The sequence below is a fragment of the Siphonobacter aquaeclarae genome (genome assembly GCF_900103285.1).
In the GTDB taxonomy this organism is placed as follows: Bacteria; Bacteroidota; Bacteroidia; order Cytophagales; family Spirosomataceae; genus Siphonobacter; species Siphonobacter aquaeclarae.
In genome coordinates this window covers 84,688-104,520 of record NZ_FNGS01000005.1, presented here as the reverse complement: position 1 = coordinate 104,520, position 19,833 = coordinate 84,688, and the positions used below count along the sequence as shown (strand labels likewise).

Below are 19,833 nucleotides of genomic sequence, written 5' to 3'. Positions count from 1 at the left end.
GGCGAGAGCCCGGAGTAGCTGTATGCGGGGCGAGAGCCCGGAGTAGCTGTATGCGGGGCGAGAGCCCGGAGTAGCTGTATGCGGGGCGAGAGCCCCGGGCTGCGCCCGGGGTTACTGGGGTTTGACCCCTTCGGGGTTGGTGTGTTGCTTGCTACTTCGCTTTTTTCAGGAGTTCGCGGGCGTGGGGAAGGTAGGATTTGTAGTCGGATAGGCTCCAGTCCTTGACATAGGTGGCCATCGGGGGCATACCCATCGTTTGGCGGAGGCTGTCGAGGTGGTCTGCATCTTTGAGTGGATAAATGAACGTCTTTTTCTTCTCGCGGTCGGCATAACCCTGGGAGCCGTAGATCTGCTCCCTCCCTTCCCGGACGGCAATGCGGTCTTCGAGAATCGCAACGTTGCTCGACAAGATCTTACCGTCTTTTTCCGCTTTTTTGATCAGGGGATAGTATTTCTGCTGCGTCGGGAGGTCGGCATGCTGGATAACCAGAAACAACGCCTGACTCCCCGTCATACCGACATCCTGCGGACCGAGCCAACCGTATTTTTCTAGTATCTTTTCAGTAAACCGCAGGTTCGAGATGTCTTTTTCGCGGACGACGGCCTTGAGGCTGTCGAGTGATTTTGCCGGAATTTCTTCCCGCATCCATTTGGCAAGCAGTATTCGCGCGGCCTGGTCTTCCCGGAAAAGGGAATCGAGACGGGCTGCGAGCGGTTGGTTGATTTTGCTTTGATCGATGGAAAAGGAGGTAACCTGGGCATAGGTGCTCCCTGTAACCAATAGCAGGAATAGTACCGGAAGAAGGCTTTTCATGGAGAGTCGGGGTTTCGTACGACAGGTCACCGATACCTGCCGGAACGAAAGGACGAAATCCGCTGAAAGAACCAAATGAAATTGTGATGTGCGGTCAAAGGGTTTCCAGCTCCTTCGTCACTTCATACAACTTCAGCTGCCTCTCCCCCAACCTCCTGTATAGCGCTGCCCGTACGGGATCCGGCTCAAATGTCCGCGTAATCTGCAAGCCTTCCAGCCATTTCAGGTGGTCGCGACCGGCCTGTTTCATCGCCAGGAGTACCGCGCCCCAGGCGCCTGCTTCGACGGTCTCGGGCAGACGAACCGGCTTACCGGCGCAATCAGCCAGTAGTTGCACCCACTCCGGACTTCGGGCGAAGCCACCGGAAGCAAATATCTCGTTGACCGGCCCCCGCTCTTCCAGAATACGGACCAGCGAGCAGGTATGCAGGCAGATACCTTCCAGTACGGCCCGGACCAGGTGCGCCGGCGTATGCTGCAGGGTCAGACCGAAGAAGCCGCCGCGGGCGTTGGCGTCCCAGAGGGGGGCGCGCTCGCCCAGGAGATACGGCAGGAAGATCAGGCCGTCGGCGCCGGGTTCGATAGCTGCCGCGCGGGTGATGAGTTCGTCGGTCGGAATACCCGGAAACAACTGCTCCGCAATCCATTGCAGGATTACTCCGCCGGAATTGGTACCGCCGCCTACGATGTACGTTCCTTCGTCGAGTACATAGGTGAAAGTGCGCATGAGCGGGTCGGTCGCCGCGTCAGGCGAGCAGACACGTACTGCGCCGCTGGTCCCGATGGTAATCGCGAGCCGGCCGGGTACAATTGCCCCCGTACCCAGGTTAGCCAGGCACCCGTCAGACGCCCCGATAATCAGCGGCGTTCCGGCAGGCAGTCCGGCTCCTCCTGATGCCTCCGCCCGGTGGTAGGGAGATACCGGCGGCGAAAGCTTCGCCTCCGGAATACCGGCCGTCTCCAGTGCCGGAGCGTGCCAGGCGAAGGTCGAAATATCAAACATACCCGTTGCGGAAGCCAGGGAGTAGTCAATCGCCCATTCTCCCGTCAACCGAAACCAGATAAACTCCTTGATTCCCACGAATTTATAGGACCGCTGAATGACTTCCGGCTGATGACGGCTCCACCACATCAGCTTGCAGAGGGGCGTCATGGGATGCAGCGGGGTACCGCACACCCGGAAAATGGCGCGGCCGGCTTCGCTGTCGCGCAGCTCCTGCGCTTCGACTTTGGCCCGGTTATCCGCCCAGATGACAAGGTTGCCAAGAGGGTTACCGGCGGCGTCTACCGGCAGCAAACTATGCATGGCGGCGCTGAAAGATACCGCGCGGATGTCGGTCAAACCGCCGGAGACAGCCTCCAGAACCGTTTTCACGGCCTCCCAGATTGCTTCCGGGTCCTGCTCGCTGTAATCAGGCTCCGGATGTATCATGTCGTAGCCGACGCTGTGGTGGGCCAGGACCCGGCCTGCCTCGTCAAAAACTACTGCTTTGGTATTGGTCGTACCGATGTCGACGCCGATCCAGCTTTCCATTTCGTAAGAGTCAATTCCTGCAAAAATGGAAATACCGGGCATTGGTTGGTCTGCCGGGTACGTCTTTTTTTGCGTTGCCGCTATTTCGGCGCAAGGGCGTATACATTCCTCCGAAAATCGGCTAACATTGCATCCCGGCGCTGCCGGCCACAGACACTTGTCCTTTTTGCGTATGGCTTTTCCTTCATCCGAGCTGATTCTGAATCCCGACGGCAGCATCTACCACCTGCGCCTGCTACCGGAAGACCTGGCCGATACCGTGATTCTCGTCGGCGATCCCGACCGCGTCGCCCTGGTATCCCGGCATTTTGATACGATAGACGTGCGCAAACAGCACCGGGAATTTGTCACCCATACCGGGACCATCGGCCGGAAACGGATGAGCGTCGTCTCCTCCGGCATCGGCTCTGATAATGTGGAGATCGTCATGACCGAGCTCGACGCCCTTCGCCACATTGATTTGCAGCAGCGGGTTCCCCGCACCGAAAAGCGCCCGCTAAACCTGATCCGTATCGGAACGTCGGGTAGTCTGCAGGAAGATATTCCGGTCGATTCTGTCGTTGCTTCCCGGCGGGCAGTTGGTCTTGACGGCCTGCTGGATTTTTATGCGACGGACGAATCCCGCTGGCAACCGGATCTCGCCGCTTCCCTCAAGACCACACTCGGCCTCCGCCTGCAACCCTATGTTGCGGAGGCTTCTCCCGTACTTTTCGAATCTTTTCACGACGTCGTTTCGTCGGTTCCTGGCTTTACACTGACGTGTCCGGGTTTTTATGCGCCGCAGGGACGGCACCTTCGCCTCGCTCCGAAAATTGACGGCGTAATCGGCAAGCTGCAAGCCTTCCGGCACGAAGGCTGGCGGTTGACCAACTTCGAAATGGAAACGGCAGCCTATTACCTGTTCGGCGCCCTGCTCGGTCATGAGATGCTGTCGCTCAATGCGATTGTCGCCAACCGCGCGACAGGCGAATTTTCCACCCGACCGGAGCAGACCATCGAAAAACTCATCCGCGATACGCTGTGCTGGGCGAGTGATTTGTAATTTTTCTTATTTAGACTAAATAAATATTGACTTGTATAAACAGGGATTGTTTCTTTGCAGGACGATCCCTGTTCCATGCGCGTCTTTCTCCGAAACATTGCCCGTCATCAGAAACGCTGGTTTGCCCGCTGGCACCTGTACCTCGGCCTGGGAGCCGGGGTTATTGTGGCGATTGTCGGGTTAACGGGCAGTATCCTGGTTTTCCGGGACGAAATCGATCAGGCGCTTAATCCGGCGCTGCTGCGGGTCGAACCGAGGGGGCTGAAACTGTCGTTCGACCGCGTCATCCCGCTCATCAAGGCCCAGCGGCCTGCGTTGAAATTCCAGTACCTTTATGACGAGCAGGGCCTTCCGGATACTCCTTATCAGCTCTTCGAAACCAAAACCCGTAATCAGGTCTATGTGGATCCGTATTCCGGCAGGATACTCGGCGAGCGGAACTACGAAAGCTCGTTCATCGGCTTCACCTTGCGCCTGCACCGCACGTTGCTGATTCCGGCGGCGGGGAGGTACCTCGTCGGGCTTTCCGCGCTTACTCTGCTTATTCTGACTATCAGTGGGTTACGACTCTGGATTCCGAAGAAATGGAAGCAACTCCGGGCCGGACTGACTGTCAACTTCAAGGCCGGGTTCAAACGCCAGAATTACGACTGGCACAATGTTCTCGGCTTGTACTCCGCGCCGGTGGTGAGCCTGCTATCGCTTACCGGCTTCTGCATTACATTTTCGACGGCGGTTATTCCGGTGTTGTTTCTCCTGAGTTTTCAATCACCGAAAAGCCTTTCCAATCTCCTGAATCCGAAATCCGCCTGGCAGAAAGGCGCGAAGCCGGTACCGCTGAGCGAGGTACTCGCGACGGGCCTCCAGGCAGTACCCGGAAGTACCGTCCGCGGTCTGTTTATTCCGGATACGGTGACCGGCGCGTACCGGATCGACCTCTCCAGTCCGGGAAAGCCGAAGTCCGGCGAGCGGGACCTGGTCATCGTCGATCAGTTTACCGGAAAAATCCTGTTCAATACCCGGACCGAATTACCCAACATCGGCCGTGCGTACCTCAGCTGGCTGACACCGGTGCACTACGGTACGTTTGGCGGCCGGCCGACGCAGGTACTGGCCCTGATTGGGTCGTTCATGCCCTTTGTACTATGCGTGACGGGCTTCATCATCTGGTATCCGCGCTGGAAAAAATCCGGCAGGAGGCGTCGTCCGCTCCCCCAACCCGACCTGCAGCCATGACCTACTTCGCTTCTCAGCTCCGCCTCGGACTCCGGTATGCTGCCTGGTTTGCGGCGATTGCCGCCGCTTTCGGTTTTTGCTACGGACTTATTTCGGGAATTGTCTGGCAGCCTGCGGTATTCGCCGTGCTGTTTACCGGAACCCTCGCCAGCCTTAACTTTGTGGTGGCGGTACTTTGCCTGCTGGTCCATTTAGGGGGACTCCCGTTTGGAAAAGGAAGTCGCCGGCTGGTCCGGTATTTCGGTCTTTCGCTCGGTTTCTTTCTGGTATACCTTTCCTTTTTCGGGTTGATCAAGCTCTTTAATCCGTCTATTTTCTGAGTTGAAAGCAGTAATTTTTCCGGCTTTCGTCTTTCAAAAGTTCAATTTTCTACTATTTCTCTAGGATTTCTTACCTTTTTTGAAAAATATTAATCTATAAACTTGGTAGAGTTAATAGTGTTGTTGCATCTTTGCAACAGAAACTTTGACATACCCCTTACATGAGAAAGCTTTTATTGCTTGCATTTGTATTGATTTCCAGTACGTTATCCGCACAACAGCTTTATTTGGTTTCCGGAAAACTGAAAGATGCCGAGAACAAGGAGCCGCTGATCGGCGCCTCGATCCGGATCAAAGGTACCGTCGCCGGTACTACGACCCGTCAGGATGGCAGCTTTGAGCTGAAAACCAACCGGAAACCTCCGTTTACCCTCGTGTTGTCGTCAGTAGGCTACAAGCAGGAAGAAATCGACGTAGCATCTGATAGTCAGTCCCTCATCGATCTGCAACTGAAGCCGCAGGCGCTGCTGGCGGAAGAGGTTGTTGTTTCCGCTTCCCGGATTGAAGAAGGTATTCTGAAGTCGCCGGTAGCGATCGAAAAGCTCGACATCCGTGCGATCAAGTCCTCCCCCGCTCCGAGCTTCTATGACGCCCTTGAAAACGTCAAAGGGGTACAGATGACTACCTCCAGCCTGACGTTCAAAGTCCCCAATACCCGCGGGTTCAATATTCCGAATAACTTTCGCTTCATGCAGCTCGTCGACGGTGTCGATATGCAGGCAGCGACGCTCGGCGTACCGCTGGGAAATGCCATCGGTCCTACCGAGCTTGATATTGAAAGCATCGAAATTACGCCTGGCGCCGCGTCTGCCCTTTACGGGATGAACGCGATCAACGGGATGGCTAACCTCCAGACCAAGAGCCCCTTCCAGTACCAGGGCGTCAGCATTTACCAGAAAATCGGCGTAAACCACGTGGATGGTATCGACCGTGATCCTTCTGCCCTTACCGAAACGGCTGTACGTATCGCCAAGGCGTTCAACAACAAGTTTGCCTTCAAGCTCAACTTCAGCTACCTCCAGGGAACGGACTGGCTCGCCAATACGCAGACCGACCAGAATCCGCAGAACCTGAACTCTGCCAACCCCCGTTTTCCGGAACTGTCAGGCGCCAATAACCCGGCAGCCGATCTCTGGAACCGGTATGGTGACGACCGCAGTGCCCGTTCTTCCATTGGTATTCAGTACAAAGGCCGTACAGAAACGTTTAACGTCAGCCGGACCGGTTACTACGAAAAAGACCTCATCAGCCCGACAGTACGCAACCTGAAATTCGACGGCGGTCTGTTTTACAAGCTCAATGATCACCTCGAACTTTCCTACGGCTATCGGTATGGATTGATGGACGGGATCTTCCAGCGCGGAAACAAAATCCAGCTGAAAGACGTGACGGTGCAGAACCATAAGCTCGAACTCCGCGGCAGTAACTTCGTAGCCCGCGCATACATGCTGATCGAAAACACCGGCAAGTCATACAACCTGAACCCCCTCGCCTACAACCTCGACCTCAACAACGGCTCCAACTCAGCCTGGGCAAGCAAGTTTCAGAAAGAACTGCAAACGCAGGTAAACAACGGCGTGGACCTGGCATCAGCGATGCAACTGGCCCGGAAAGTAGCCGACGCCGGTCGTGTAGAGCCGGGTACCGAAGCCTTCAACAACCTGAAGAATACCATCGTCAACATCAATAACTGGGACATCGCGGTCAACGTACCGGGCGCTCCGGCCACCGGCGGCGCAGCTCTTTGGCAGCGCAGCAACACCTACCATGCTGATTTCCAGTACAATTTCGGTGATCGCATCAAATTTGCGGATGTAGTAGTCGGCGCTGATTACCGCCTGTACTCGGTCATTCCCGACGGCAACAACTTCGTCGATTTCTCCAAACCGCTCGCAGAACGTACCACTCCCGGCGGCAAAAACCAGATCTACCAGAAGTATGGTGCCTTTGCCCTCGCTACGAAGAAATTCTTCCAGGATAAACTGAAGGTATCCGCTTCGGCACGGGTCGATAACAACCCGGAATTTTCGCCGAAGTTTAACCCGCGGATCGCGCTGGTGTACACCGCTGCCGAAAAGCATAACATCCGTTTCTCGTACCAGAACGGCTTCCGTTTCCCGGCGTTGTTTGAGGCGCTTTCATTCGTCAACAACAGTAACGTACGCCGCGTAGGCGGTCTGGCCCGGGTAAACGAAGGCCTCGGCTTCCTCGAAAACTCGTATACGCTGGTATCGTTGGATAACTTCACGGCGGCGGTCAACGCAGACGTAGCCGCGGGTCTGTCGAAAAACGACGCCGCCCTGAAAAACCGGAACGTACTGCAGGTAGCCAACCTTAAACCGGAACAACCGGAGCAGATCAACTCCTTCGAAGCGGGTTACAAAAGCGTACTCGCCAACAACAAACTGGCGATCGACGGAGAAGTATACTACAACGTCTACAAAGGCTTCCTCGGACAGGTGGAAGTAGCAGTGCCGACGTCCGGAACGGTACTCTCGGACGCGGCCGTACTCGACATGCTGACCCGCGCCAAGCAGGTGCGCTACCGGGTGTATACCAACGCCAAGAACACGTACCACAGCTATGGCGCAACGCTCGGCCTGACATACAACTTCCACAAGAAGTATACGATTTCAGGTAATGCCAACTTCAATGATATTCAGGCAAATAAGACGTCCGACGTATTTGTAACGGGCTTCAACACGCCGAAATGGGCGACGAACCTGTCGCTCGGAAACCGGGAAGTAGCGAAAAACCTCGGCTTCAACGTGGTATGGCGCTGGCAGGACAGCTTCCTGTGGCAAAGCCCGCTGGCCGACGGTATCGTGCCGGCTTACAGCACGGTCGACGCGCAGGTTACCTATCGCCTGCCCAAGGCTGGTCTGACGACCAAACTCGGCGGTTCCAATATCTTCAACAACCGGTACATCCAGTATGCTGCCGGCCCGACGATCGGCGGACTGTACTACGTTGCCTTCACCTGGGACGTGCCGAAGATTTTCTGATACGCTCTGGTACTATTTGAAAGGGGTTGCTCCACAAGAGCAGCCCCTTTTTTCTGTGAAGTCTGTGTAGTCTGTGAGAACATGATTTGTTTTCTCACAGACTACACAGACTTCACAGAAATCGGATTTTGATTTTTCCCCTGATACTCAACGCAAACGAAGATTTTCATAAAAATTTATTAACCTACTATTTCTATAGAGAATATATTTTACTATGTTTGTGATGTGCTACACGGGCTGCGTGGTCGAGTGGTGAGGCAGAGGCCTGCAAAGCCTCCGACGCGGGTTCGAGTCCCGCCGCAGCCACCACCGGATCACCCCAAGACCGAAGATTCTATTATTCCGCTGTTGATTATGTTGTACGAGATCGAAGACGAACTGGGAAATATTACTTCCCTCAAAGCGAAACCCCTCCCGGCCCGGCGTCCGGAGCGGACCAGCCCGCTGGTCAAGGGTCAGCAGGCGCCTTCTTTCCAGCTCCGCGCTACGTCCGGAGTCTGGAACGCCCGCCTCGCTGCCCGCGGGGACGAAGAGCTGACATTGGGTCAGCTGGTGCAGGAACGCCCCCTCGTACTGAGCTTTTATTGCCCCTGCTGGAACGCTTACGCGCCGAAACACCTGCATTACCTGCAGCAACTGTACCAGAATATCCGCGGTTTGGGCGGCGAACTGCTCGTGTTATCGAACGAGCCGGGTCCGCTGTTGCAACAGCTGGCTGAGCAGGAGGATCTGGATTTCAACCTGGCCTATGACCGGTACAACCAGATCGCCGGGAGCTTCGGCGTTTATTCCGATTCGCACCCGCTTTGGGAACGGGTATCGGGTATTTCGGATGACGCGTACATCCCGGCGGTCTATGTCATCGACCGGCAGCGGCAGATTGTTTTTGATTTTGTGGACGAAAACCTGGAGCTGACCTGCGATGCCCGCGAGCTGCTCACCGCGCTCTACCACGCCCGATAAGCTTTTTTTCTTTTCATCAACTGAACTATGTCTTCCTTCCGAATCACGCCAAACTCCCGGCGGTCTGCCAGACGGCACGACCAGGGCCAGCATTGACCTGTATCCTCCGGGGTCCGCGTGCGAAAGCAATGTCCTGCGTATTTTCCACCGCCCCGGTATAAATCCCATTCACGGTTTCACCCGCGATGTGAACGCCGACCGGCCCGTTAAAGGCCGGAAGCCACGCACGCCGGCCAACCGGCGAGCTGAAAGTAAGTAAGTGTGTATGCAATCAAGGTGAGAAATGCCGCTGGATTTTCCGGCGGCATTTTTGTTTACCAGGAAAGGCGGGAGAGTCGTTCGGCCGCTTCCAGCAGCATGGTGTCATCCTTGGCAAAACAGAACCGCAATTGCTTGTGGTCGTCCTTCCGGTGGTAAAAGACCGAGACCGGTATGGACGCCACGCCGATCTGCTTCGTCAGCCGCACGGCGAGATCATAGTCGTTTTCCTGACTCAAATGGCCGTAGGAAACATTCTGAAAAAACGTTCCCTGAGAAGGTACAAACCGGAAAGCGGAGGCCTCCAGCGCCTGCACGAAAAGATCGCGCTTCCGCTGATAAAAAGCCGCGACAGTAAGGTAATGCTCCGGATTACCGAGGTACTCCGCCAGCGCGTATTGCACGGGCGTTACGGTACTGAAGGTAAGGTATTGGTGGATTTTCCGGAACTCGGCCGACAGTGCTTTCGGAGCCAGGCAAAAACCGATTTTCCAGCCCGTTACGTGAAAGGTCTTGCCGAGCGAGCCGCAGAGAAACGTGCGGTCCTTCAGATCCGGGTGTGACGCCGGAGAAAGATGCGGCTGGCTATCAAACGTAATGTGCTCGTATACTTCATCCGACACGACCCAGGCATCAAGCGGTTTCAGCAGCGCTGCCAGCGCATCGAGGTCGGCCTGTGTCCAGACATAGCCCGTCGGGTTATGGGGCGTATTGACGATGACAGCGCGGGTACGGGAAGATATCTTCCCGGCCACTGCCGTCCAGTCGATCGCATATGCCGGTCCTTCCGGCGTGATGTATACCGGAATACCTCCATTTAGTTCGATTGCTGGCGCATAGGAATCGTACGCCGGTTCGAAGATCAGAACTTCGTCTCCCGGCCGGATCACCGCTGTAAGCGCCGCAAACAGCGCCTCGGTAGCGCCGGAGGTCACAGTCACTTCGGTATCCGGGTCGTACGTCAGGCCAAAAACGGACACGGCCTTCGCTGCGAGCGCCTGTCGCAACGGCGGCACGCCGGTCATCGGCGCATATTGGTTGAAGCCGCCGCGGGTATATTTCGCGACGAGCTCCGACAGCGCGGGGTCGCAGTCAAATCCCGGAAATCCCTGAGACAAATTAAGGGCCTGGTGCTCATTCGCCAGGCCCGACATTACGGTGAATATGGTGGTCCCCACATGAGGGAGCTTACTCTGCAACATAGTTACTCTCTGGTCACGGATAGTTTCGCTACAAGGTCGGCGCTGCGGCTCTCATCCGCATAAACGCCATAGGGAGTCAGCAGGGTACCTTTCTGCCCCTGCCGGGATTCGATGGCATAGACGATCAGGTTATCGTCCGGGTCGGATTCTCCCTCGAGCCGGATCGTCCTGACAATTTCAAAATCCTGGGGATGGAGCCGGATATCGTCACATTCCAGACAGTCCTGCGTCAGGTTAAAATCGAGGGTAAATCCTTCGTCTTTCAGGGAACTGAGAACGCTCACGAGCGTCTCTTCGGAAGATTGGGCCATGACGGAAAACGGATTGATGAGTCAGCCGACAAGTTACACGATCACGCGCCTATCCTGCTTTCTTCCTTCGAAAAAAACTCAGCTATAGACCCACTGGACGTATTGCTTCCGGAGAAAATTCGACAAAAACAGGAAGACAATACTCGCCAGGTTCAACCCCACCAGCAGCCATTGATTACCCGTCAGCCCATAAGCGGTGAGAATAATCACGCTGACCCGCGCGTATTCGAGGTACAGTACCCAGGTTTTCTTTTCGAGGATCGCTCCTATGTTAATGAGGCTCAGGAGGATAAATGCCCCGGCGCCAGTCAGAATCGACGACGGCCAATAGGTATCAAACAAAATCAGAAAGAACAACACGGCCGAGGTAATCGCCAGCTGCGCAATAATATAAAACCGCATTCGTCGGCTGACCACAACCTCCGGCTGCCGGGAAAGAAAAATCTCCTCCAGCTCGCCGCGTACGGTTGGATCAAACGCGGAGGGCGGCCCGAACACTACTTTCACCTTGTTCCACCAGCCGCTGGTTTTCCGGACAGACTGCCCGATCTCCAGTAAAAAGTGAAAATGCTGCCAGAGAAAGCTATAGCTCTTCAGCGGTTTGGTGAGGCCGTATACCGGCTCCTCGGTTTCTTCCTGATAAGTACCGAATAGTTTGTCCCAGATAATGAGGACATCGCCATAGTTTTTATCGAGGTACAGCTCGTTGCTGGCGTGGTGAACACGATGGTGAGAAGGCGTGACCAGGATATATTCCAGCCAGCCGAGTTTGCCCACCAGGCGCGTATGCGTGAAGAACGGATAGGCGCCGTGTACCAGCAGCAACACCGTGATCATATCCGGCGGAAACCCCGCCAGCGGCAGTACGCTCCAGAATCCTCCGCGGACAATCGCCTGAAAAACCGTAATCCGCGTCGAAACCGTATAATTAAATTCTTCACTCTGATGGTGAACCACATGCACACCCCAGAAGAGGTTGATTTCATGCGCCAGACGGTGGTACCAGTACCAGACAAAGTCCGTCAGCAGAAACAGCAGGATAAACGTCCAGAAGCCGGCTTCGAAGGTGAAAATCCGGAAATGGGTATAGATGAACGTAAAGACGTAGAAAAAGAGACTACTCGTGTACAGGTCAAACAGACGCTCGGAAAGCCCGACACCTACGTTCGTAGCCGAGTCCGCAAACTGGTGTACATCCTTTCCCATACGGCGGGAAAGGATATATTCCAGGCCGATCAGCCCGGTAAAAAGAGGAATGGCAAAAGCTAAAATATTGATTTCCAATCCGTTCATAAGTGGTCAGTTGTATGCAAGGGCGCCGGATCAGGCCGGAAAAACTTTCAGTACTCCCTCTACCGCGGCGATGCGCCGGATGAGGCTTTCCTGGGGTTCCTGCGATTCGATGTTCAGGATACCCCGCTGGGAATTGTTGAGCCAGCTGAAGTCAAGCTGGCGGATCCGGTTTCCTTTTCGGCGGACAATCGCATTCAGAATATCGTGGACAAGCGGCTTACGTGACGTTCCAAAGACACGCAGGCGGAGTTCGGTATGATTCATGGCATTGTTGGTGAAGTACCGCCGCAAATTAAATCTATTTATCCTATAAAATAGATAGATTATTTGTGAAAAAATGTGAATCTGCTGCCAGTTATCTGATTGTCAGTCCTGCTCATCGAAAAACAGCGACGAACCCTCTGCATTACGTGATAATTTCCGGTATCTTTTCGTGGAACAAATTCCACTCGTATTCAACGCACATAAACCTGATCTGACATGAATCTGGAAAGTATCAAGACCGCCGTGTTTTTAGCCATTTCCAATTACGGCGGGAAAATCCTGCTGGCGCTGATCGCCTTCATCATTGGCCGCTTCATCATCGGCAGGTTATCGAAATTTATTTCCGCCCGGATGACCCAGAGCAAGATTGACCGGGACGTACAGCCCTTTTTGCTCTCGCTGGTAACAGTCATGCTCAACGTGATGCTGTTGCTGAGCTGCGCGGGTATTCTGGGCATTGAAACGACCTCCTTTGTAGCCGTACTCGGCGCCGCCGGTCTGGCCGTAGGTCTGGCGCTGCAAGGTAGTCTCGCCAACTTCGCGGGTGGCGTATTGATTCTGATTTTCAAGCCGTTCCGCGTAGGCGACCTCATCAATGCCCAGGGCTTCACCGGCCATGTGGAGGCAATCCAGATTTTCAATACCCTGCTCGTAACGCCCGACAACAAAACGATCATCCTGCCGAACGGCGCGCTTTCAACCGGCTCGGTTACCAATATCTCCGGCAAAGGCCTTATCCGGGTGGATATGGTCTTCGGCGTCGGCAGCCAGAACTCCCTGGACAAGACGAAATCAGCCATTCAGACGGTCGTAGATACCTGTCCCACTGCACTTAAAGACAAAGCGCACGATATCCTGGTTACCAAACTGGAACCCAACGCCGTGTATTATGACGTCCGGGTATGGACGCATCCGGACAACTACTGGGATACCTATTATTATGTAAACGAACACATCAAACGCCAGTTCGATCTGACGGGAATTGAAGCCCCCGAACGCTGGCTGCATGTTGTCCAGAAAGGCTGAGCCTGACCGGCAACCGACCAAAGAGAGCGGAGCGCTATGCGCCCCGCTCTCTTTTTATTTACTATTCAACATGCTGATAATCAAAGAGATACCTTTATTCTCTTTTGCGTGCCTGAATTTAATATTCTACTGTTTTGGTGGAGTAAGAGTTAGTCTACTATTTTTGTAGGTAAACTATTTTCTATGGAGTCTCCGACTACAGAAGCAGAAGTCCCTTCCGTGCAGCACGTTCCGAAGAAAAAATCGCGGAAAAATCCGTTCGAAGAAGCCATTGTGACGCTCTGGAAACGCGAACGTAAGCCGGCGGAAGTGATCATCCATATCTTCAACGCCATAGCGCTGATGGTAGTCGGGCACCTGCTGCTGACATTCGTCACCGTTGATTCCATTACCAATGCCTTCAATTCCATTACCGTCGATATCCTGTACTACATCGCAGGCGGGTTTATCGCTCAGCTGGTCGACGGCGCCCTGGGCATGGCCTATGGCGTAACAGCGGCTACCTTTCTTGGGAACGTCGGCGTTTCTCCGGCTGTCATTTCCATGAGTGTGCATACTTCTGAGATCTTTACGTCCGGCGTTTCCGGCTACATGCACCTGAAGTATGGCAACGTCAACGCCAAGCTTTTCAAGGTTATCCTGATTCCCGGCGTGATTGGCGCGGTACTCGGCGCCTACCTGCTTTCGTCGGTTCTGGAAGAATACATGCGGTATGTAAAACCCGCTGTATCGGCCTATACCCTGATTCTCGGGATTATCATCATCCGGAAAGCCCTCGTCAAACGTCAGAAAAAGAAGCCGATCAAGCTCATCGGCCCGCTGGCGTGGTTTGGCGGTTTCATGGATTCGATTGGCGGCGGCGGCTGGGGTCCTATTGTTTCCTCGACGCTCATCGCTTCCGGCCGGCACCCGCGGTATACCGTCGGATCGGTGAACCTCGCGGAGTTTTTCATCTCCTTTTCCTCGTCTCTCACTTTCTTTTTTGTGATCGGCCTCTCGCAATGGCAGGTCATCGCCGGGCTGATTCTGGGAGGTATGGTGGCAGCACCGATCGCCGCCCGGCTGGCCAGCAAGTTGCCGGTGAAGGCGATGATGATTCTGGTGGGTATTGTGGTGATTCTCGCAAGCCTGAAACGACTGATCGGATAACCTTTCCGGGACATAAAAGCAAAAAGAGACCGGAGTATTCCGGTCTCTTTTTGCTTCTATATCCATTGAAAAACGCTATCTGTTCGCCGCCAGCAGGTACAAAACCGCCATCCGCGTCGCCACGCCGTTTTCGACCTGATTGAGGATAATCGAGTGATCGGCAGAGTCGGCGGCGTCGGAACTCAATTCAACGCCCCGGTTGATCGGTCCCGGGTGCATCAGGACGATCGGCTTATCCAGCTCATCCAGCATCGCCTTCGTAATGCCGTAGTACAGGGAATACTCGCGGAGACTGGGGAAGTACTTCACCTGAAGCCGTTCGAGCTGAATCCGGAGTACGTTGGCAACATCGCACCAACTCAGCGCCTGACGCACATCGTGCGATACCAGCACGCCCAGCTCGCGGATATAACGCGGGATCAGGGTACTCGGCCCGCACACCATCACTTCCGCACCCAGTTTCTTCAGGCAGAAAATATTGGATAGTGCCACCCGCGAGTGAAGGATATCGCCGATGATGGCTACCTTCTTCCCGGCTACATCGCCCAGCTTTTCCCGGATCGAAAAGGCATCCAGCAGGGCCTGAGTCGGGTGTTCGTGGGTGCCGTCGCCCGCATTAACCACATTGGCCGGAATCCGTGAAGCCAGGTAATGCGGCGCGCCCGGCGAACTGTGGCGCATCACGATCAGGTCTACCTTCATCGCCAGAATGTTGTTGACCGTATCAAGCAGCGTCTCCCCTTTCTTCACCGAACTTCCGGAAGAAGAAAAGTTGACGACATCCGCGGAAAGACGCTTTTCCGCCAGTTCGAAGGAAAGGCGCGTCCGTGTCGAGTTTTCGAAGAAGACATTGGCGATCGTGATATCCCGAAGAGACGGGACCTTCTTGATCGGCCGGTTGAGGACTTCCTTAAACTCGTCGGCAGTCTGAAAAATAAGCTGAATATCCTCTTCAGTGAGGTCTTTGATGCCTAGTAGGTGTCGCGTACTTAGCACGTTAGCAGGGAAATTAGGGTCAGTCCGATGCCGGCCTGACCGGTATGATCAAAAAAAGCCCCTCCTGAAAAGAAGGGGTTCGCTTTAGTCACTCAACCAGATACCATCTTTTTCATGGCCCTGTTCGGTCCATTCGACGACCACCTTCTGGGTGTCGAGGGTATTCACCCGCATGCCGGTATAATCGGGGGAAACGGGAATATCCCGGTTATAGCTCCGGTCGATCAGCACGAGGAGTTCTACCTTTTCAGGACGGCCGAAAAACGTCATCGCGTCGAGTGCAGCCCGGACCATGCGGCCGGTGGCAATGACATCGTCGACGAGGATGACGCGTTTTCCTTCGATGGTAAAAGGAATTTTGGTCTGATTCGGGCGAACAATCGACTCTCTTCTCCGGAAGTCATCCCGGTGGAAAGTCGCATCCAGCCATCCGAACGGAATAGACCGCCCGGTCGTCTCCTCCAGCTCCCGGTGAATCCGCTTGGCGATGTGAATACCGCGCGGTTGCAGACCCAGGATCACGGAGTCGGCAAATGTCTGGTGATTTTCAATGAGTTGCTGACACAACCGGCTTACGGTTATCTCGAGCAATGGACTGGCAAGAAGCAAACGTCGCTGCATAGCGCTGCAAAATTAGGCAAACGAAATTAGGAATTGGGAATCCGGAAGGGCGAAATTCGCGGCATCATTCCGAAATTATCCGGGAATCCCTGACAACGAGCCGGTAGCGGCCGATTATTATCCGGGAATTCCGACAAGTCAGTTTACGCATGAAATACCTCATCGCCGGCCTTGGCAACATCGGACCGGAATATGCACTCACCCGGCACAACGTCGGTTTTATGGTTCTCGACCGTCTTGCGGCGCAGGAAGGGCTGAAATTTGACCTCGGGCGACTGGCTTACGGGGCCGAATATAAGTTCAAAGGGCGTTCGGTATACCTCATCAAGCCGACGACCTACATGAACCTCAGCGGCAAGGCCGTCAACTACTGGCTGAAGGAGCTTAAAATTCCGGTTGAACATTTCATGGTTATTACCGATGACATCGCCCTTCCCTTCGGCAAGCTGCGCGTACGCCCGAAAGGCTCACATGCCGGGCACAACGGGCTCCGTAATATTCAGGAGATTTTGGGCACTGACCAGTATGCGCGGCTGAAGTTCGGCGTCGGAAGCGACTTCCCCAAAGGACGGCAGGTCGACTACGTTCTGGGCGAGTTTCCGAAAGCCGAATTCGACTTTCTCCCCGAGCGCCTGGACAAGGCAGCCGATATCATCCGTAGTTTTTGCACTTTGGGCACGGAACAGACGATGAATAATTTTAACGAATGATAGAACTATTTAAAGAATTTTGCATTTTTTCCAGAAGAAAGAATTGCCCGGTTTCTTCGGAAAGTTGCAGAATAATATTTCACCAATCTCCCAAAAAAGCCCCCTGTTTTCCTATATTGAATTAATTATTAGCATTTTATTCCGAAGAAAATTTCGAACCTCGCAAAATACCCGTTTGGATTATAAGCTTATCGTCCCTAGTTTTGCATCGTCAAAGAAGGACAAGCAAATTGTAAAATACCATGAAGTCTCCCAAAATGTTTGTAACTTTGCTATCGGTTCTGATGGGAGTTGCAACGGGCAGTCTGAGTGGAGCTCCCTCCGGAAAAATTTCGCAGATTATCCATACGAAAGAAGAGCCGGCGAGTAGGAACAAGGAGTTTGAATCTTTTGTTAAAGCGGAAGCGAAATCCTTTTACAAGACGGGTACTTTCCGTGAGTTATGCGAAGTACTCAATCAGTACGAAACGGCTCCGGCCGGTCTGCTGAAATACGGTCTCAGCGAGCAACAGAAGTTTTTTATCAATTTTGAGGAAGTCCGCAATCAATTGATAAACTTGCATAACAACGAGGCCAATTTTTGGATATATTGGCTAAGTATTAAGTCGGAGTCCATCAAAGGCATTTGGAGCGGAATCCAGCACGACGAAGCTCCCGTACCGGTCACAGAGAAGGTTGAGGTAATGACAGTGATTCAGGTACATGGATATTGAGAGAGGTTAGCGTTTTTTCATAGTAAAATAGGTTTAGAGGTTAAGTGGGATAAGGTTGAGCGTTTCGCTCGGCCTTATTTTGTTTTTGGCCGTCGGCAATCAGCTTTCGGCCGTCAACATAATGGCAACAAGGCGCACAGCCAGCGAATCGTTGTCGAAAGCCGAAAGCTGACTGCCGGTCGCCGAAAGCCAATTTCCCTGCCTATCTTGTCCCCACACTGAAAAACAAACTTTGTATGTTCCGGCGCTTTATTTTCCTTCTCTCCCTGTCGGTTACCTCCGCTTCTGCGCAGCAGATTGTTGTCCGTGATCCGGAAATCAGTCAGTACGTCAGCCGTGTTTCGGCCGACTCCCTGCGGTCTACCGTTCACAAACTGGTATCATTCGGTACACGGCATACCCTCAGCACGACTTCCGACGCCGGTAAAGGCATCGGCGCGGCCCGAAATTGGGTACTGTCCCGCTTTCGCCAGTTCGGAAAGACCTCCGGAGGTCGCCTCACAGCCGACCTCCAGACCTGGACACTCAAGGCCGGCGAACGCCGCATCGACAAAGACCATGACATTGCCAATGTCGTGGCTACGCTCAAAGGCACCGATCCGGCGGATTCCCGGGTATTTGTCATCTCCGCTCACCTCGATTCCCGCGCGTTTGACATCATGAACCGGGATATTGACGCTCCCGGCGCGAATGATGACGGCTCAGGCGTTGCGACTGTTCTCGAAGCAGCCCGTCTGCTTTCAGCGTCGAAATTCCCGGCGACAGTCATTTTCCTGGTCGTCAGCGGCGAAGAGCAGGGCCTTTACGGTGCCGAGTACTTCGCCAAACAGGCCTTCGAAAACAAGACTCTTATTGAAGCCGTTCTGAACAACGACACGATGGGTTCGTCCCTCGGCAGCGAAACGGCTCTTTCCGACAATACGCGTGTCCGGGTATTCAGCGAAGGCCTCCCCGCCTATCAAACCGCTGAGCAGGCTGCCAAAATCCGTGGTATCGGGGCCGAAAGCGACGGCAAGGCGCGGCAACTCGCCCGCTACCTGAAAGAAACCGGCGAGCGGTACGTCGACCAGCTCGAGATCGTACTCATCTTCCGGAACGATCGTTTTCAGCGCGGCGGCGACCACACGCCCTTCGTCAACAACGGTTTCGCCGCGGTCCGCATCACGGAAATGAACGAGAACTTCGATCACCAGCACCAGGACATCCATACCGCTAACGGTACCGAATACGGCGATCTCGAGAAGTTCATGGATTTTGAATACCTCCGGAAAAATACGGCCGCGAATATCGCCGCGCTGGCGAACCTTGCCAAAGCCCCGGCAGCGCCGGAAGAAGTGCAGATCGACCTCCGCGGTCCTGCCAGCTATGCGAAACTGGCCTGGAAAGCGCCGAAAGCCGGAAAAGTGAAAGGCTATTATATTCTGATGCGGGAGACGTATCAGCCGTTCTGGCAAAAGAAAATCTTCACGAAAGACCTCTCAGTAACCCTTCCCTACTCCCGTGATTCCTACTTCTTTGCGATTCAGGCAGTGGGTGAAGACGGGAATGAGAGCCTGCCGGTTATCCCGAAACCCTGACCAATGCCTGTTTTCTGTGTATTCTGTGCTTTCTGTGAGAAACTGCTTTTTGATTTTTCTCACAGAAAGCACAGAATACACAGAAGGCATTACTTGCCTCCGCTTACTTCTCCGCCGAGGCTGGTCTTCACATCTCTTTTGGCAGGATTTCCGCGGTAGCGAACGGCTCCACCGGTACTTGCCGAGGCGTCCAGTCGCTCGCTCGTCGAGATTTCCGCTACTCCCCCGGTATTAGCCTTGACAAAAGCGTCTTCGCTGTTCATGTCATAGGCATGAAGCTCTCCGCCTGTCGTAACGGTCACCTGTTGTCCTTCCGCTTTTCCGGAAAGACGGATGATTGCCCCTTCCACTGCCCGTGCTTTCAGGTTGCGGACGTCGGCTTCTAGTTTGATCTGGCTACCGGTCATCGCGTTCAGATCCAGATCACGGGTTTTGACGGGAGCGAGAAACGTCAGCTCGGCGCCGACGCCCGACGTGATGGCGTCTACTGAAAGGTAGGTCAGGTCAAGGCGGATATCCGTTGTCCGGCAGTCTCCTTTTTTGAACACATCTTTTTCCCATTTCTGGCGGACGATGAGTTCGTCGCCCTTGTACTCTACCGTCAGGCGGGCGTCGTCGATCGTTTCTTTCGCAGAAATCTTGAGGCTGGCGGCGTCTCCCGGACGAAGCTCGGCCGTGACACAGCCAAGGATACGGATCTTGGAGAAGGACGACAAGTCCATCGTTTTGGTGTGCTGCGCCCAGGCCGGCGTGGCAGCGAGGCAGACAAATGGCAGGATTTTCAGGTAGTTCATGACGG

19 protein-coding genes and 1 tRNA gene are annotated in these 19,833 nt (G+C 54.3%); 11 read left to right on the top strand and 9 right to left on the bottom strand.

Translation table 11 applies throughout. The annotated features are described in order from the left end of the window. Positions 1 to 151: 151 nt before the first annotated feature. Complete coding sequence (locus BLR09_RS13755; protein WP_143011090.1) at positions 152 to 814, bottom strand: DUF6624 domain-containing protein; 663 nt, start codon at positions 812 to 814, stop codon at positions 152 to 154. Positions 815 to 908: 94 nt separating this feature from the next. Continuing rightward, the gene (locus BLR09_RS13750) at positions 909 to 2,348 is read right to left on the bottom strand and encodes a gluconokinase (RefSeq protein ID WP_093203153.1); all 1,440 of its coding nucleotides are present in this window, start codon (positions 2,346 to 2,348) and stop codon (positions 909 to 911) included. A gap of 172 nt (positions 2,349 to 2,520) precedes the next feature. Between BLR09_RS13750 and BLR09_RS13745 the strand changes: the two genes are divergently transcribed. The 6 genes from BLR09_RS13745 (at position 2,521) to BLR09_RS13720 (ending at position 8,914) form a co-directional block, all read left to right on the top strand. Then, complete coding sequence (locus BLR09_RS13745) at positions 2,521 to 3,390, top strand: nucleoside phosphorylase (RefSeq protein ID WP_093203150.1); 870 nt, start codon at positions 2,521 to 2,523, stop codon at positions 3,388 to 3,390. Between the two features lie 75 nt (positions 3,391 to 3,465). Then, on the top strand, positions 3,466 to 4,626 hold the full coding sequence (locus BLR09_RS13740; protein ID WP_093203147.1) for a PepSY-associated TM helix domain-containing protein: 1,161 nt from the start codon (positions 3,466 to 3,468) through the stop codon (positions 4,624 to 4,626). Continuing rightward, a complete protein-coding gene (locus tag BLR09_RS13735) occupies positions 4,623 to 4,946 on the top strand; it encodes a hypothetical protein (RefSeq protein ID WP_093203145.1) in 324 nt (107 codons plus the stop codon). Before BLR09_RS13740 ends, BLR09_RS13735 begins: the two co-directional genes overlap by 4 nt. A gap of 161 nt (positions 4,947 to 5,107) precedes the next feature. Further along, the gene (locus tag BLR09_RS13730) at positions 5,108 to 7,951 is read left to right on the top strand and encodes a TonB-dependent receptor (RefSeq protein WP_093203142.1); all 2,844 of its coding nucleotides are present in this window, start codon (positions 5,108 to 5,110) and stop codon (positions 7,949 to 7,951) included. Positions 7,952 to 8,186: 235 nt separating this feature from the next. Continuing rightward, a tRNA-Cys gene (locus BLR09_RS13725) sits at positions 8,187 to 8,260 on the top strand. 45 nt (positions 8,261 to 8,305) lie between these two features. After that, positions 8,306 to 8,914, top strand: coding sequence for a redoxin domain-containing protein (locus tag BLR09_RS13720; protein ID WP_093203139.1), 609 nt, complete (start codon positions 8,306 to 8,308; stop codon positions 8,912 to 8,914). Between the two features lie 314 nt (positions 8,915 to 9,228). On the opposite strand, the gene BLR09_RS13715 is transcribed toward BLR09_RS13720, so the two are convergent. The 4 genes from BLR09_RS13715 to BLR09_RS13700 form a co-directional block, all read right to left on the bottom strand. After that, positions 9,229 to 10,326, bottom strand: a complete 1,098-nt coding sequence (locus tag BLR09_RS13715) for a methionine aminotransferase (protein ID WP_317039221.1) — start codon at positions 10,324 to 10,326, stop codon at positions 9,229 to 9,231. A gap of 50 nt (positions 10,327 to 10,376) precedes the next feature. After that, positions 10,377 to 10,685 (bottom strand): hypothetical protein, encoded by a 309-nt coding sequence (locus BLR09_RS13710; protein ID WP_093203134.1) that lies wholly within the window; start codon positions 10,683 to 10,685, stop codon positions 10,377 to 10,379. Between the two features lie 78 nt (positions 10,686 to 10,763). Next, positions 10,764 to 11,978, bottom strand: a complete 1,215-nt coding sequence (locus tag BLR09_RS13705) for a sterol desaturase family protein (protein ID WP_245689930.1) — start codon at positions 11,976 to 11,978, stop codon at positions 10,764 to 10,766. Positions 11,979 to 12,008: 30 nt separating this feature from the next. Further along, positions 12,009 to 12,242 (bottom strand): hypothetical protein, encoded by a 234-nt coding sequence (locus BLR09_RS13700; protein WP_143011089.1) that lies wholly within the window; start codon positions 12,240 to 12,242, stop codon positions 12,009 to 12,011. 216 nt (positions 12,243 to 12,458) lie between these two features. On the opposite strand from BLR09_RS13700, the gene BLR09_RS13695 reads away from it, so the two are divergent. Together BLR09_RS13695 and BLR09_RS13690 are read left to right on the top strand one after the other, a co-directional pair. Next, positions 12,459 to 13,268 carry a mechanosensitive ion channel family protein gene (locus BLR09_RS13695; protein ID WP_093203128.1) on the top strand — a complete coding sequence of 270 codons (810 nt, stop codon included), beginning with the start codon at positions 12,459 to 12,461 and terminating at the stop codon, positions 13,266 to 13,268. A 183-nt stretch (positions 13,269 to 13,451) separates the two neighbouring features. Then, on the top strand, positions 13,452 to 14,417 hold the full coding sequence (locus BLR09_RS13690; RefSeq protein ID WP_093203126.1) for a sulfite exporter TauE/SafE family protein: 966 nt from the start codon (positions 13,452 to 13,454) through the stop codon (positions 14,415 to 14,417). A gap of 75 nt (positions 14,418 to 14,492) precedes the next feature. On the opposite strand, the gene BLR09_RS13685 is transcribed toward BLR09_RS13690, so the two are convergent. Next, the gene (locus tag BLR09_RS13685; RefSeq protein WP_093203123.1) at positions 14,493 to 15,413 is read right to left on the bottom strand and encodes an aspartate carbamoyltransferase catalytic subunit; all 921 of its coding nucleotides are present in this window, start codon (positions 15,411 to 15,413) and stop codon (positions 14,493 to 14,495) included. A gap of 84 nt (positions 15,414 to 15,497) precedes the next feature. After that, positions 15,498 to 16,034, bottom strand: coding sequence for a bifunctional pyr operon transcriptional regulator/uracil phosphoribosyltransferase PyrR (gene pyrR / locus BLR09_RS13680; protein WP_093203121.1), 537 nt, complete (start codon positions 16,032 to 16,034; stop codon positions 15,498 to 15,500). A gap of 149 nt (positions 16,035 to 16,183) precedes the next feature. On the opposite strand from pyrR, the gene pth reads away from it, so the two are divergent. From pth to BLR09_RS13665, 3 genes are all read left to right on the top strand, one after another. Beyond that, positions 16,184 to 16,744, top strand: a complete 561-nt coding sequence (gene pth, locus BLR09_RS13675) for an aminoacyl-tRNA hydrolase (RefSeq protein WP_093203118.1) — start codon at positions 16,184 to 16,186, stop codon at positions 16,742 to 16,744. Between the two features lie 242 nt (positions 16,745 to 16,986). Further along, complete coding sequence (locus BLR09_RS13670; protein ID WP_143011088.1) at positions 16,987 to 17,457, top strand: hypothetical protein; 471 nt, start codon at positions 16,987 to 16,989, stop codon at positions 17,455 to 17,457. 236 nt (positions 17,458 to 17,693) lie between these two features. After that, positions 17,694 to 19,034 (top strand): M28 family metallopeptidase, encoded by a 1,341-nt coding sequence (locus BLR09_RS13665; protein WP_093203112.1) that lies wholly within the window; start codon positions 17,694 to 17,696, stop codon positions 19,032 to 19,034. An 89-nt stretch (positions 19,035 to 19,123) separates the two neighbouring features. Here the strand turns inward: BLR09_RS13665 and BLR09_RS13660 are convergent, their stop codons facing one another. Continuing rightward, entirely contained in the window at positions 19,124 to 19,828 is a 705-nt protein-coding gene (locus tag BLR09_RS13660) for a head GIN domain-containing protein (RefSeq protein WP_093203110.1), read from the bottom strand. Positions 19,829 to 19,833: the final 5 nt, after the last annotated feature.